Source organism: Bacillus sp. YP1, from assembly GCF_000877815.1.
Taxonomy (GTDB): Bacteria; Bacillota; Bacilli; order Bacillales; family Bacillaceae; genus Bacillus; species Bacillus subtilis.
The window spans coordinates 1,088,069-1,100,688 of sequence record NZ_CP010014.1; the positions used below are offsets into that span (position 1 = coordinate 1,088,069).

A 12,620-nucleotide genomic window follows, 5' to 3' on the forward strand; every position below is an offset into this window, starting at 1 on the left:
AGGTGATCTGCATGTGAAGGAGGAGTGAGAGATGCAGCAAGAGGCAGACGTGAATGTGTTTCAGCAGGATTTAGCAGACATGAAAGGCGAGCACAAAGCACTTGAGCAGAGGGTTTCCGCATTAGAACGCGTGTCTGACCGGCAAGACCAGCAAATCATGACGCTGAACGAAAAATTAAACAAAATTGAAGAAAACACCACGTGGATTAAACGCACCATCACAGGTGCCATCATTACAGCAGTGTCTACAGGCATCATTGGCGGAGCCATCGCCATTATGTACAGCCTGCTGCAGCATTAAAGGGGGATTTTTATGAACACGTTTGACAAGGGCACGGTCATCAGGACGGTGCTTCTTTTAATTGCTTTAATCAACCAGACCATGCTGATGCTCGGCAAATCACCATTGGACATTCAGGAGGAGCAGGTCAATCAGCTCGCTGACGCTCTTTATTCAGCCGGTTCCATCGCATTTACAATTGGAACGACACTTGCCGCTTGGTTTAAAAACAACTATGTAACAGAAAAAGGGAAAAAACAGCGCGACTTGTTAAGGGACAATAATCTGACGAAATAAGGAGAGATGAAAATGGTTAACATTATTCAAGACTTTATTCCGGTTGGCGCAAATAACCGTCCAGGCTACGCAATGACGCCGCTTTACATTACGGTGCACAATACAGCGAATACTGCAGTAGGAGCGGATGCTGCGGCCCATGCCCGCTATTTGAAAAATCCTGATACGACGACAAGCTGGCATTTTACAGTTGATGATACAGAAATTTATCAGCATCTGCCTTTAAATGAAAACGGCTGGCATGCGGGAGACGGAAATGGCAGCGGCAACCGGGCTTCTATCGGAATTGAAATTTGCGAAAATGCTGATGGAGATTTTGCAAAAGCAACAGCAAATGCCCAGTGGCTCATCAAAACATTAATGGCTGAACATAATATCAGTCTCGCCAATGTCGTCCCTCATAAGTATTGGTCAGGGAAGGAATGTCCGCGAAAATTATTAGATACGTGGGATTCGTTCAAAGCAGGAATTGGGGGAGGCGGCAGCCAAACTTACGTCGTGAAACAGGGCGACACACTTACATCCATAGCGAGAGCATTTGGTGTTACGGTTGCTCAGCTGCAAGAGTGGAACAATATCGAAGACCCGAATCTTATTCGCGTTGGTCAAGTATTAATTGTAAGTGCTCCATCGTCCGCTGAAGAACCCGAGCTCTATCCACTCCCTGATGGTATCATTCAATTGACAACACCTTATACCTCAGGAGAACACGTCTTTCAGGTGCAACGAGCACTTGCGGCTCTGTATTTTTACCCTGATAAAGGCGCTGTTAACAACGGAATTGACGGCGTTTACGGACCGAAAACAGCTGACGCAGTTGCCCGTTTTCAGTCTGTTAACGGTTTAACTGCTGACGGTATCTACGGGCCTCCGACGAAAGCGAAGATCGCAGCGCAATTAAGCTGATCAAAGACCATAAAAATCCCGGAGCCGCTCCGGGATTTATTTTTTCTTCTTCAACTTTTTAATAATTCCAGCACTGCGCTCCCTCACCCGAAGCGAGTACCCGGAAAGCCCAAACCTTCCGTAATCAACAAACTTCACACGCCTCACCAATTTTTTCACTGTATCACCTGACATTATCCTCTGTTTGTATTTATTATATGTCACCCTTTAAGAAAAGGAATAAGGACAAGAGCTGTTTTCCCTTGTCCTTTTAGTGTGATCATGCTTTTTTTCGTTTATACTCGTCAATCAGCCGTTCGTTTTCTTTGAAGATTCTTGCTGTATGCGGACTGACTTGATAGCTTGCGACACTGGTGGTTGAACGTTTTTTCAGGATTTTAAACGGCTTCGCCGCTCTGGGCTCGCATCTGTTTTGAAACGCACGTTCCATTATCCTTCACCTTCCTCCTCAATTGGCAGCACCAAATCATATATGCTCGTTAATGACGTAAATAGCAAATAATCAAATTCCGTGACAATGCTGTCAGACGTCAGCTTGATGACATAGTTCTGTGTCTCGATGGTAAAAGGGATGAGAACCACTTTTCCGTATTGGTCGTAATAAACATCCTTTCGATCGAGCCGTGTTTGTACATCTGCCGGATCATCCATATGCTCGGTTAACCGGTCTTTATCAGCCTGTGTCGAATAGTGGCAAAGAGAAGCCGTTAAGTTCATTTTATCAGCATAGGTTTTCAGCAGCTTATCAATACCTTCAGCATAAGCATCTATACTTCCATAATAAACATGGATCGGTTCGTTTTTCAATAGGTATTGGTATGTTTTCAGCCGATTGAGATACATGTGGAGCATTTCGTTGTTTTCTTCAAGAATTTCTCTTGTGTCTGTTTCAAGCTCGCTGCCGGCCAGTTTTTTGACGTATGCACTTAAGAAGATAAAAGCATCAATCAAAGCAAAACTGACTGCGACAATGAGATACCGTTCCCAGTGGGTAAATAGGGAAGTGGGCTCATATGTCCAGTATACCATAGCACCCAGAACAAACAGCAAATACCAAGTTTTCCGGATGGCGGACATTTTTTCTTTGACCTTCGCTTCGAAACGCCACGTGGCATACACGTATAACCCCAGTCCGGCCACGATGCACCAGACCATGATCTGAAAGAATAAAACCATATTCGAATCCCTCACATCTGAAATAGGTTCTGCTTATTGTATTCGAGAGATCCGGATGGTTTTCCTGTTCCATCAAAAAAACCGCTCCTTTGACAGAAGCGGTGTGACATTAAAATATCATATTTAAAATAAAGTAGGCGATGGCACCAAGTGTCGCTGAAATCGGAAGCGTGATGACCCATGTAATGAGCATTCGCTTGGCCGTACCCCAGTTTACGCCTTTTACCCGGTGTGACGCACCGACGCCAAGAATTGATGAAGAAATGACGTGGGTTGTACTGACCGGCAAATGAATAAATGTGGCGCCGAAAATAATGGCTGCTCCGGTTAAGTCAGCGGAAACACCGTTTACCGGGCGGATTTTCATGATCTTTCCGCCAACGGTTTTGATGATTTTCCAGCCGCCGATTGATGTTCCGAGACCCATGGCTGTCGCGCAGGCGAATTGCACCCAGGTAGGAATATCATTAGCAGAAGTATGTAAATTCGCTGTGATGAGAGCCATTGTGATAATTCCCATTGCTTTTTGCGCATCGTTTGTTCCGTGTGTATACGATTGCAGGGCAGCTGTTACAATCTGCACTCTGCGGAATTGCTTATTCGTTTTCGCCAAGTTGCTGTCTTTGAAAATCAGCTTAACGATGCTATAAAGAATAAAACCAAGGACAAAGGCAATAATTGGTGATAGAATCAGTGCTTCAATGATTTTAATGAAGCCCTTATAGTTTAACGCTGCAAATCCGGCTGCCGCAATGGCTGCACCGGCAATAGCGCCGATGATGGCATGGGATGAGCTGCTTGGGATACCGTAGTACCATGTGATAAGGTTCCAGGCAATTGCAGCGAGTAGCGCAGCCAAAATGACAACAGAGCCATTTTCCAGCGTATAAGGATCTACGATGTCTTTCGTAATGGTTTTGGCAACACCTGTAAACGTCATTGCTCCGACAAAGTTCATCACAGCAGCCAATATAATGGCATGGCGTGGTTTTAACGCTTTTGTTGATACCGAAGTCGCAATTGCGTTTGCCGTATCATGAAACCCGTTGATGAAATCAAACGCCAGAGCACAAATGACTATTAGTATCGTTAATATTAATAGAATATCCATTTTTACCCCTCGTTACGCGTTTTTCATAATGATGGTTTCAAGATTATTGGCAACACTTTGACAAGAGTCGGCGATTTCTTCAAGCGTTTCGTATATTTCACGATATTGAATGACTTTGATTGGATCTGTTTCATTTCCGAAAAGATTCTTTAATGATTTTCTGTGCAAGTTGTCACAACTGTGCTCATACTCTTTAATTTTGATTGCGTGAGGCTGAATATCCTTTAAGCGATTTTCTGCCAGCAGCTCGATCGTAATCAAAATCTCTTTCGCGCATTCTCTGATATATCCGCTGAATTTATCAATATGCTCGTCTGATGAAGTAATTGAGAAAATCTCCATCATGGCAGAGAAATGTTCGATTCCGTCAAGCACATCATCCAAGCTGTTTGTCAGCTGAAGGATATCTTCGCGCTCAATAGGAGTGATGAACGCTTTGTTAAGCTCTTTAATCATGACATGAACATGATTGTCACCTTTTGTTTCATATTCCTTTAACGTATCTGCAAATTCTTTAAGAGTCGTTTGGTTAGTGACCTTAAAATTCACAAAATATTCTGCAGTTTCGTCTATGTTCTTTGCAATTTCTGTTAAAAGGAGTGAGAACTTATCTTTTTTTCTTCTTATCATTAAAAACCCTCCATAGTTTGAATGAACAATGCACACATCAAATTATTATATAGCCTTTTGTCGAAAAAAAACAGGTAAAGTCGAAAAAAACGTATCTTGACTTTTTTGATAAATCGTGTCTCCTTATTTTGACCTACTTCGCTTTAAAAAAACGACCCAAGTTTGCAAAAACTTTCTGCTTAACGTAAAAAGTATATCAAAAGTTGTGTTTTTCCTGTCAACTTTTATCTTCTGTTTCACCAAAAAACGGTTCCCTAAACAAGGGAACCGTTTTATCAGCTTGCTTTTCGTTTTTTCATCCCGTAATAGACAGGCAGTCCGGCAAGGCCGATGAGGATGGATAATCCGCAGCTCATTGTATCTGTAATGAGTGTGCTGCCTAACACAAAGAAGGAGCCCGCGATTGCCAGAATTGGCATAAATGGATAAAGCGGAACACTGTAGGCGCGCTTTTCTCCCTTTGCTCGCTTACGGAGAATAAACACTGCAAAAAAGGCCATCACATAAAAAATGTAGATCATGAAAATGGAGATTTCTGAGAGCTTATCAGGGTTGCTGATCAGCATCATAATCAAAGCCAAAGCAATTTGAAAAGAAATCGCAATCCATGGTGTGCGGAACGACGGGTGTACATGTGACAGTTTTTCAGCAAATGGAAGCTGTTTGCGTTCCGCCATTGCAAATGAAACACGCGGGAAAGAAAGCACCTTTCCATTTAAGCACCCAAAGATGCTGACGATAATCCCTACACTGATCAGCTTTCCGCCAATTGAACCGAACAGCATGGTTGCAGCGGTGCTTGTCGCATTTTCACCAAGCGTGACAATTTCGTTCGCTGACAGGATGTGAAGCAATGCAAAATTAATGAAAATATAGATCGCCGTTACAATTAATAATCCGCCCGTCATAGCGCGTGGAAGCAGCTTTTCGGGATTTTTCATTTCTCCGCCGAGAGCGGCAAGGAGAATCCATCCGTCATAAGCAAACAACGTAGCTAAAATAGCCGCCCCGAAGTTCATATCGGAAATGCTTTCGTTTACTGCTGTGAAGATGTGCTGATCGCCTTTCCAAAGGCCAAAGATGATGATGCAGGCAATCGGAATCAGTTTTCCGATCGTTGTCAGCGTTTGGACAAAACCGCCATATTTTGTACCAATAATATTAATGACGCATAAAAAGAGAACTGCTATGATTCCAATGACTTTTGATAGTCCAGATCCCCAGCCGAAAAGATTCGCCATTAAAGATCCAAAATATAAACCCAGCGCGCCGATAATCGCCGGACCGTAAATGATAATCTGCACCCAGCCGCACAAAAATCCCCAAAACTCGCCGTACACTTCTTCAAGGTACGTATAAAGCCCGCCGGTTTTTGGAATCTGCGTTCCGATTTCCGCGATTGTCAAACCGCCCGCCAGTGTTAAAATACCGCCTAACAGCCAGGCGAAAAGCGCCGTTTTTGAATCACCTGAATAAGCAAGCACAGCGCCGGGCTTCATAAAAACACCAGAACCGATAATGGTTCCGATGACAAGAGTAAGGGCAAACAAGAGGCCTATCTCTTTTTTCAAACCGTTGTCTTCAGTATGCATGTCCTTAACCTCCTATGATGTTGAAGCTTCATGTTGAAGAATCTATTTTTTCATATTGTAAACCCTATTTTAGAAAAGTGAAATAAAATAAATTTTCTGATTTTCGAAATTTGCTTTGTGTACAGCAGATAAAACTGTGGAAACACCTGTTTTAACGATCTATAAACGAATAAACTTCATGATTTTAATTTGTAAAGTTCGTGTTTTATGTTTTGGATTTTAGCCGGTACAGAGGGGAGATGAGAATTCAGAAAATGAACGAACCTTCGGTGAAGCTGATATGTTGACTTTCTCATGCGAATAAAATACTTTGTTATTAGAACAATAAATATACAATTATGATATGATATCTCGAAATCGAGATAAAATAACCTGGAGGGACAGCATATGAAAGTTAACGGCATTCACCACGTATCGGCATTAACGGCCGACGCACAAAAAAACTTGGATTTCTATAAGAAAGTATTAGGATTAAAGCTCGTGAAAAAATCCGTCAATCAGGATGAACCGACAATGTACCATCTGTTCTACGGAGATGAAGTGGCAAACCCGGGAACTGAGCTGACGTTTTTCGAGATTCCCCGCATTGCACCGTTTCATGCGGGAACAAACAGTATTTCTTCTATTGGATTGCGCGTTCCAAGCACAGAAGCCCTGCATTACTGGAAAGAACGTTTTGAAGAGCAGCAAGTAACGCACAGCGGTATATCCAAAAGAGCTGGACGTGACATATTGGCATTTCAAGATCATGAAGGGCAGCGACTTGTGCTGACTGCTGATGAGGAAGGAAAAGGATATGGCCTGCCTGTTAAACAGAGCGGCATTCCGGAAGAATTTTCGTTTCGCGGGTTAGGGCCGATTGAACTGACTGTGCCATATGCTGAACCAACCTTACACGTATTGACGAATATTCTTGGATTTACAGAAATCAGCCGTGAACCAGTCGAAGGGCAAGGAACCGCCGTTATTCTGGAATCAGGAGAAGGCGGTGCTGCAACGGAAATCCATTTAATAGAAAGAAACGATCTTCCGCGCGAGCGTCAAGGCAAAGGGAGTGTTCACCATGTCGCATTTCGGGTAAGAGATGAAGAAGAACTTGCCGGGTGGCACCGGATCATCAGCCGCGAAGGCTTTAGCAATTCCGGCATTGTGGAGCGCTACTATTTCAAGGCGCTGTATTTCAGAGAACCGAACGGCATTTTGTTCGAGTTATCAACGGACGGACCGGGCTTTATGGTAGATGAAAATCTTGACGAGCTTGGCCAAACGATTGCTCTTCCGCCATATCTAGAGCATCGAAGAGCAGAAATTGAAGCGAAATTGAAACCGATCCAATAAATTGTGATTCATTTGCCTTCCGGCGCCGCCGGAGGGCTTTTTTTATTACCATAATTAATTTTGACCTAAACAGCATGCCTTATTAGGGAGGAAATATCAGATGCTGATTGGGAGAAATGGCTTAAAACCCTTTGCAAATATGGGTGATTGGTATGGAATGACCTCGGCAAAAATATTGTCTTTGTTTATTAATAGTTTATTCATATTTGCTTGTTACACTATTCCCAAGTTAGACAAAAAGGAGTGAAAAACACGTGGAAAAGAAAAAACGCGAGCTGGATATTTTCCTCATCCTCATTTTGCTCGCATCTGCATTCTTAAATATCTATAACATCTGGAATGATGATACGGTGAATCCTTATTACACCGCTGCAGTCACAAGTATGATGCAAAGCTTTCATAATTTTTTCTATGCCTCATTCGACGCGGCGGGGTTTATAACGGTTGATAAACCGCCTATTACGTTCCAGATACAAACCATCAGCGCACTTATATTCGGTATGCACGGCTGGAGCGTCATCCTGCCTCAGGCACTTGCTGGTGTAGGTTCTGTCCTTTTAATGTATCTGTTAATAAAACCGACATTCGGTAAGACAGCAGCAAGAATTGCCTCTTTCATCATGGCATGTACACCGATTGCTGTAGCTGTAGCACGTACAAACAATGTTGATGCATTACTGGTATTTTTCTTATTGCTTGCTACATGGCTTCTCTTTAAAGCGATCAGAAAAGGAAAGCTGATCTGGCTGTTAGCAGCATTTTTCGTTGTTGGAGTAGGTTTTAATACAAAAATGCTGCAGGCTTACATGATTTTACCGGCCTTCCTATTGTTCTATTTGATTGCGGCAAATGCCGCGGTGAAGAAAAAAATCATTTCGCTGGTAAGTGCGTTAGCCGTATTAGCAGCCGTTTCGTTATCGTGGCCGCTCATTGTCGACAATATCCCTGCAAGCAAGCGGCCTTATATCGGAAGCAGCCAAACCAACTCTGTTTTGGAATTGGCTTTCGGCTATAACGGAATCCAGCGGCTGACAGGCCAAAATTCAGGCGGCGTCCAGGGTGCGCCAAACAAAGACGCTTCAAAAGAAATGTCTTCTTCTGATAACACTCAAGCACCGCCTAATCAGTCATCAAGCAGCAGCTCATCAAATGATGGTAAATCCTCAAATGGCAATATGACGGCACCTCCATCCAATGGCCAAATGCCAAGCGGAGGAGAAATGCCAAGCGGCGGTCAAGGAGGCCCTCCAAGCGGCGGAGATGGCGGCCAAGGCGGACCTGGCGGAGACGGAGGGAAAGGCGGTACAGGAACCGGTTCGAAAATGCAATCAGGTTCAGGGATGTTTGGAACGGGAACACCTGGTCCACTGCGGCTTTTCCAAACAGAGTTATCTGATCAAATCAGCTGGCTTCTGCCATTTGCGATATTTGGAATCGCAGGCTTACTGATCGCAGGCGCGAGAGAAAGAAGAAGATTATCTATAGAGCAGAAGGAAACGGTGTTCTGGGTTGCGTGGCTTGTACCGATTGCCGGATTCTTCAGTGTCGCAGAATTTTTCCACCATTATTATCTCATTATGCTGGCGCCTCCGATTGCTGCTCTTGTCGGTGCGGGATGGGTCGCCCTTGTTCATCTGTATCGCAATCAGACAGGCTGGAAAGCATGGCTTTTGCCAGGAGCAATTATTGCGACAACTGGATTTGAATTGTTTATTCTCAGAAACTACAACGATCAAATCGGTGCAGGCTGGAGCATCGGTGTAGGTGTTATCGGCGTGTTGTCAGCGATTGCTTTGCTGCTGTTTAAACAGCGCCAAAAACCGTTCAGTTATTATATTTCACTTGCAGCTCTCCTCGCATTGTTGGTGATGCCGATTTATTGGGCAAGTACACCACTTCTGTACGGAGGCAACAGCTCACTGCCTGAAACAGGCCCTCAGCTCGCATCAATGAGCGGAAAAGGCATGGGAATGTCTGATGCGACTGTAAATGAAAAACTGATCAAATATCTAGAGGAGAATAACTCCGGAGCTGAATACCTATTCGCCACAACCGATTCGAACACAGCGGCACCATATATCATTAAAACGAAAAAAGCTGTCATGGCTATTGGCGGATTCAGCGGTTCTGACCCGGCGATCACGCTGACTCAATTCAAAAAGCTTGTAAAAGAAGGAAAAGTGAAATACTTCTTGGCTTCTGGAATGGGAAGAGGCGGAAACAATGACATTGTTGAATGGGTTGAGAAAAATGGAAAAGAAGTAGCATCAGAAAAATGGCAATCAAGTTCTGATCAAAAAACAGAAAATACTGATTCAGCTGATACATCAAGCAGCAAGGCTTCAGGTAAAAACGGAAAAATGGGCGGACCTGGCGGAATGAATCAGTCAGCAACATTATACGAACTACATGCTGATGAATAGGAGGCAAAAACATGAGCAGACATATTCAATATTCAATTGTTGTACCTGTGTATAATGAAGAGCTTGTCATTCATGAAACCTATCAGCGCTTAAAAGAGGTCATGGATCAAACGAAGGAAAACTACGAGCTGCTTTTTGTCAACGATGGCAGCAAAGACCGCAGTATTGAGATTTTAAGAGAGCACAGCCTGATCGATCCGAGAGTGAAAATTATTGATTTTTCAAGGAATTTTGGACATCAGATCGCCATTACGGCGGGTATGGATTATGCACAGGGGAATGCAATCGTCGTCATTGACGCCGATTTGCAGGACCCTCCTGAACTGATTTTAGATATGATTGAAAAGTGGAAGGAAGGCTATGAGGTCGTGTACGCCGTGCGGACTAAACGAAAAGGGGAAACCTTTTTCAAAAAACAAACCGCGGCTATGTTTTACCGGCTTCTCAGCGGTATGACAGATATTGATATCCCGATTGATACGGGGGATTTTCGTCTCATGGACAGAAAAGTCTGTGATGAAATGAAGAGATTAAAAGAAAAAAATCCATTTGTCAGAGGGCTAGTCAGCTGGGTGGGCTTTAAACAGACAGCGGTCGAGTATGTACGTGATGAAAGGCTCGCCGGAGAAACAAAGTACCCGCTCAAGAAAATGCTGAAGCTGTCAATGGACGGCATCACGACATTTTCACATAAACCGCTGAAGCTGGCAAGCTATGCGGGGATTTTAATGTCAGGTGCTGGATTTCTGTATATGTTTATCGTGCTGTATCTGAAGCTATTCACAGACAGCACGATTACCGGCTGGTCATCACTTATTGTGATCCAGCTCCTGTTCAGCGGCATTGTCCTTCTGATTTTGGGCGTGATCGGCGAATATATCGGCAGAATCTACGATGAAGCCAAAGACAGGCCGCTTTACATCGTCCAAAAATCGTATGGAATTGAAAATAAAAGACTCTATAGAGACCAGCATATGTCATAACCTTAAACCCCCTGTCCGTTACGGACAGGGGGTTTTTATGCACTGCGCACGATCTAAAGCAAAAGATGCAGATAGATATATGGAGATTGGGTAAAGAAGAGATTGTGAGCTTGTACTGCGGTTCAGTCATGCCGAAATAAAAACAGCAAAACTTAAAGATTTCGTCATCGGCTTTGCTGCAAGTCAGCTGTTATATTGGGGGGCTTTTCAGAAACGCATGATTAGAGCCGTACCAGTTATGTTTAATAGAATACTGGTACCCAATACAATTCCCCACGTCAACGTCGATTCAGATAGAAGAAAGCTCAGCAAAAGAAAAGCCAATCCTGCGCAGATCATACTCAGTCCCACGGTTTTCATGTTCATGCCTCCTAGCAAACGATGTTTCTAGCATCTGATGAGAATGATGTCAATCTGTATGATATACGGATATCTCGTCAGAAAGTTTCATAGAACAATTAGGTCTTTTATCTAATAAAAAGCCTCAGACCGCTTTTGCGGCCTGAGGCATTATGTCTTACGAAGTTTTCTCTTCTTTTTGATCCAGTTTAATTTTTTTCGTCATTTCTTTGCCGTTTCGGAGAATTTTCACTTCAACGGTATCACCGATCTTTGCGTCTTTATATAAGATATTGCGCAATTCACTGCCTGTATCAATTTCTTTACCTTTTAGGCCGATGATAATATCCTCCGCTTTTAATCCGGCCTTTTCAGCAGGAGAGCCTGAAGCGACCTCACGGATGTAAACACCTTTATTCAGCTGGCTGCCGAACAGGCCGAGTGTGCCTTCTTGGTAATTTTGCGGCACTTGTTCCAGATCAAGCATGCTGACACCGATATATGGACGTTCAATTTGTCCTTTAGAAAGCAGTTCTTCAGCAATCGGTTTTACGTCATTGCTTGGAATGGCAAATCCGATACCCTCAACATCATCCTCACTGATTTTCATACTGTTAATGCCGACAATTTTGCCGTCTGTATTTAACAAAGGACCGCCGCTGTTACCTGGATTAATTGCTGCGTCTGTCTGAATGACGTTAATGCTCGTTTCGCCGGCTGATGTAGACATTGAAACCGTTCTGTCCACGCCGCTAACAATTCCTTGTGTTACTGTGCGGGACAGATCTTTTCCAAGCGGATCCCCAATCGCAATAACGGTCTCGCCTGTTCTGAGATCAGATGAATCACCGAAGTTTGCCACTTTTGTGACGTGGTCATCACTGATTTGGAGGACGGCTAAATCAGTTAACGAGTCACTGCCTACCAGCTTTGCAGTAACCTCAGTGCCGTCATATAAAGATACCTTCAGTGATGATGCCCCTTCTACGACATGGTTATTTGTAATGATATAAGCCTTGCCATTCTCTTTTTTGAAAATGACACCTGACCCTGAACCGCTTTCTGTATCTTCGCTGGAATTAGAAGAACTAGAGCCGAACAAAGAGCTGTTTGATTGTGCCTGAAGATTTGTAATGCCGACAATCGCTGGTGAAAGGTCTTCTACCATATCTGAGATTTTAGAAGAGTCCTCGCTCTTGAATGCAGATGAGCTGCTTGAGCTTGATGAGCTTTTTTTAGATTCAGAGGAGGTGCTTGTTGCTGTAACAGATTGCGTTTGCTGCTGGCTGGATGATTGTTTTGCAGTGTCCTGAGAATCATGGTCGCCAAGCGGTGTAAACGTGTAAATGCCAAGGGCAAGACTGCCGCCGATCACTCCGCCAAGCAACGGTCTGAACCATCCGAATCCTCGTTTTTTCTTCTCCTGATCATGAATGACATTGCGGGCCGAGTAGGAGGTGCTCTGATCGTTCTCTTTCGTTAAAAAGACCTCATTCTCATTACCTTTCGTTCTGTTTTCATCACGATAGTTATCCATCATGTTCA

14 protein-coding genes are annotated in these 12,620 nt (G+C 43.7%); 7 read left to right on the plus strand and 7 right to left on the minus strand.

Going from position 1 to position 12,620, the window contains the following annotated elements; genetic code table 11:
• The first annotated feature begins 31 nt into the window (after positions 1-31).
• Genes QF06_RS05410 through QF06_RS05420 form a run of 3 tightly spaced genes read left to right on the plus strand, consistent with a single transcriptional unit; the run spans position 32 to position 1,483 of the window.
• Positions 32-301 (plus strand): hemolysin XhlA family protein, encoded by a 270-nt coding sequence (locus QF06_RS05410; RefSeq protein WP_003232655.1) that lies wholly within the window; start codon positions 32-34, stop codon positions 299-301.
• Positions 302-313: 12 nt separating this feature from the next.
• On the plus strand, positions 314-577 hold the full coding sequence (locus tag QF06_RS05415) for a phage holin (protein WP_003232653.1): 264 nt from the start codon (positions 314-316) through the stop codon (positions 575-577).
• Between the two features lie 12 nt (positions 578-589).
• The gene (locus QF06_RS05420; protein ID WP_041850925.1) at positions 590-1,483 is read left to right on the plus strand and encodes an N-acetylmuramoyl-L-alanine amidase; all 894 of its coding nucleotides are present in this window, start codon (positions 590-592) and stop codon (positions 1,481-1,483) included.
• A gap of 36 nt (positions 1,484-1,519) precedes the next feature.
• Here QF06_RS05420 and spoIISC read toward each other — a convergent pair whose 3' ends face one another.
• The 6 genes from spoIISC to steT all read right to left on the minus strand — a co-directional run bounded on the left by spoIISC (position 1,520) and on the right by steT (position 5,992).
• Complete coding sequence (gene spoIISC / locus QF06_RS21735) at positions 1,520-1,657, minus strand: three component toxin-antitoxin-antitoxin system antitoxin SpoIISC (RefSeq protein ID WP_003232648.1); 138 nt, start codon at positions 1,655-1,657, stop codon at positions 1,520-1,522.
• Positions 1,658-1,742: 85 nt separating this feature from the next.
• Positions 1,743-1,913, minus strand: a complete 171-nt coding sequence (spoIISB, locus tag QF06_RS05425; RefSeq protein ID WP_003232646.1) for a three component toxin-antitoxin-antitoxin system antitoxin SpoIISB — start codon at positions 1,911-1,913, stop codon at positions 1,743-1,745.
• On the minus strand, positions 1,913-2,659 hold the full coding sequence (gene spoIISA / locus QF06_RS05430) for a toxin-antitoxin-antitoxin system toxin SpoIISA (protein WP_003244695.1): 747 nt from the start codon (positions 2,657-2,659) through the stop codon (positions 1,913-1,915). The genes spoIISB and spoIISA overlap by 1 nt, the downstream gene beginning before the upstream one ends.
• A 109-nt stretch (positions 2,660-2,768) precedes the next feature.
• On the minus strand, positions 2,769-3,770 hold the full coding sequence (locus QF06_RS05435) for an inorganic phosphate transporter (protein WP_003232642.1): 1,002 nt from the start codon (positions 3,768-3,770) through the stop codon (positions 2,769-2,771).
• Between the two features lie 12 nt (positions 3,771-3,782).
• Positions 3,783-4,400, minus strand: coding sequence for a DUF47 domain-containing protein (locus QF06_RS05440; protein WP_003218470.1), 618 nt, complete (start codon positions 4,398-4,400; stop codon positions 3,783-3,785).
• A 275-nt stretch (positions 4,401-4,675) separates the two neighbouring features.
• Positions 4,676-5,992 (minus strand): serine/threonine exchanger, encoded by a 1,317-nt coding sequence (gene steT / locus QF06_RS05445; RefSeq protein ID WP_041850924.1) that lies wholly within the window; start codon positions 5,990-5,992, stop codon positions 4,676-4,678.
• A 387-nt stretch (positions 5,993-6,379) separates the two neighbouring features.
• Between steT and QF06_RS05450 the strand changes: the two genes are divergently transcribed.
• The 4 genes from QF06_RS05450 to QF06_RS05460 all read left to right on the plus strand — a co-directional run bounded on the left by QF06_RS05450 (position 6,380) and on the right by QF06_RS05460 (position 10,736).
• Entirely contained in the window at positions 6,380-7,330 is a 951-nt protein-coding gene (locus tag QF06_RS05450) for a ring-cleaving dioxygenase (RefSeq protein ID WP_041344800.1), read from the plus strand.
• Between the two features lie 100 nt (positions 7,331-7,430).
• Positions 7,431-7,577, plus strand: a complete 147-nt coding sequence (locus QF06_RS21740) for a hypothetical protein (RefSeq protein ID WP_120363335.1) — start codon at positions 7,431-7,433, stop codon at positions 7,575-7,577.
• Between the two features lie 7 nt (positions 7,578-7,584).
• Positions 7,585-9,753 carry a glycosyltransferase family 39 protein gene (locus tag QF06_RS05455; protein ID WP_041850923.1) on the plus strand — a complete coding sequence of 723 codons (2,169 nt, stop codon included), beginning with the start codon at positions 7,585-7,587 and terminating at the stop codon, positions 9,751-9,753.
• A gap of 11 nt (positions 9,754-9,764) precedes the next feature.
• Positions 9,765-10,736, plus strand: coding sequence for a glycosyltransferase family 2 protein (locus tag QF06_RS05460; RefSeq protein WP_015715747.1), 972 nt, complete (start codon positions 9,765-9,767; stop codon positions 10,734-10,736).
• Positions 10,737-11,253: 517 nt separating this feature from the next.
• Here the strand turns inward: QF06_RS05460 and htrA are convergent.
• Positions 11,254-12,612 carry a serine protease HtrA gene (gene htrA / locus QF06_RS05465; RefSeq protein WP_015715749.1) on the minus strand — a complete coding sequence of 453 codons (1,359 nt, stop codon included), beginning with the start codon at positions 12,610-12,612 and terminating at the stop codon, positions 11,254-11,256.
• Positions 12,613-12,620: the final 8 nt, after the last annotated feature.

Bases quoted from the DNA above. Each gene is read 5' to 3' on its own strand.
- QF06_RS05410 (WP_003232655.1), top strand. From the start codon at position 32: ATGCAGCAAGAGGCAGACGTGAATGTGTTTCAGCAGGATTTAGCAGAC.
- QF06_RS05415 (WP_003232653.1), top strand. From the start codon at position 314: ATGAACACGTTTGACAAGGGCACGGTCATCAGGACGGTGCTTCTTTTA.
- QF06_RS05420 (WP_041850925.1), top strand. From the start codon at position 590: ATGGTTAACATTATTCAAGACTTTATTCCGGTTGGCGCAAATAACCGT.
- spoIISC (WP_003232648.1), bottom strand. From the start codon at position 1,657: ATGTCAGGTGATACAGTGAAAAAATTGGTGAGGCGTGTGAAGTTTGTT.
- spoIISB (WP_003232646.1), bottom strand. From the start codon at position 1,913: ATGGAACGTGCGTTTCAAAACAGATGCGAGCCCAGAGCGGCGAAGCCG.
- spoIISA (WP_003244695.1), bottom strand. From the start codon at position 2,659: ATGGTTTTATTCTTTCAGATCATGGTCTGGTGCATCGTGGCCGGACTG.
- QF06_RS05435 (WP_003232642.1), bottom strand. From the start codon at position 3,770: ATGGATATTCTATTAATATTAACGATACTAATAGTCATTTGTGCTCTG.
- QF06_RS05440 (WP_003218470.1), bottom strand. From the start codon at position 4,400: ATGATAAGAAGAAAAAAAGATAAGTTCTCACTCCTTTTAACAGAAATT.
- steT (WP_041850924.1), bottom strand. From the start codon at position 5,992: ATGCATACTGAAGACAACGGTTTGAAAAAAGAGATAGGCCTCTTGTTT.
- QF06_RS05450 (WP_041344800.1), top strand. From the start codon at position 6,380: ATGAAAGTTAACGGCATTCACCACGTATCGGCATTAACGGCCGACGCA.
- QF06_RS21740 (WP_120363335.1), top strand. From the start codon at position 7,431: ATGCTGATTGGGAGAAATGGCTTAAAACCCTTTGCAAATATGGGTGAT.
- QF06_RS05460 (WP_015715747.1), top strand. From the start codon at position 9,765: ATGAGCAGACATATTCAATATTCAATTGTTGTACCTGTGTATAATGAA.
- htrA (WP_015715749.1), bottom strand. From the start codon at position 12,612: ATGGATAACTATCGTGATGAAAACAGAACGAAAGGTAATGAGAATGAG.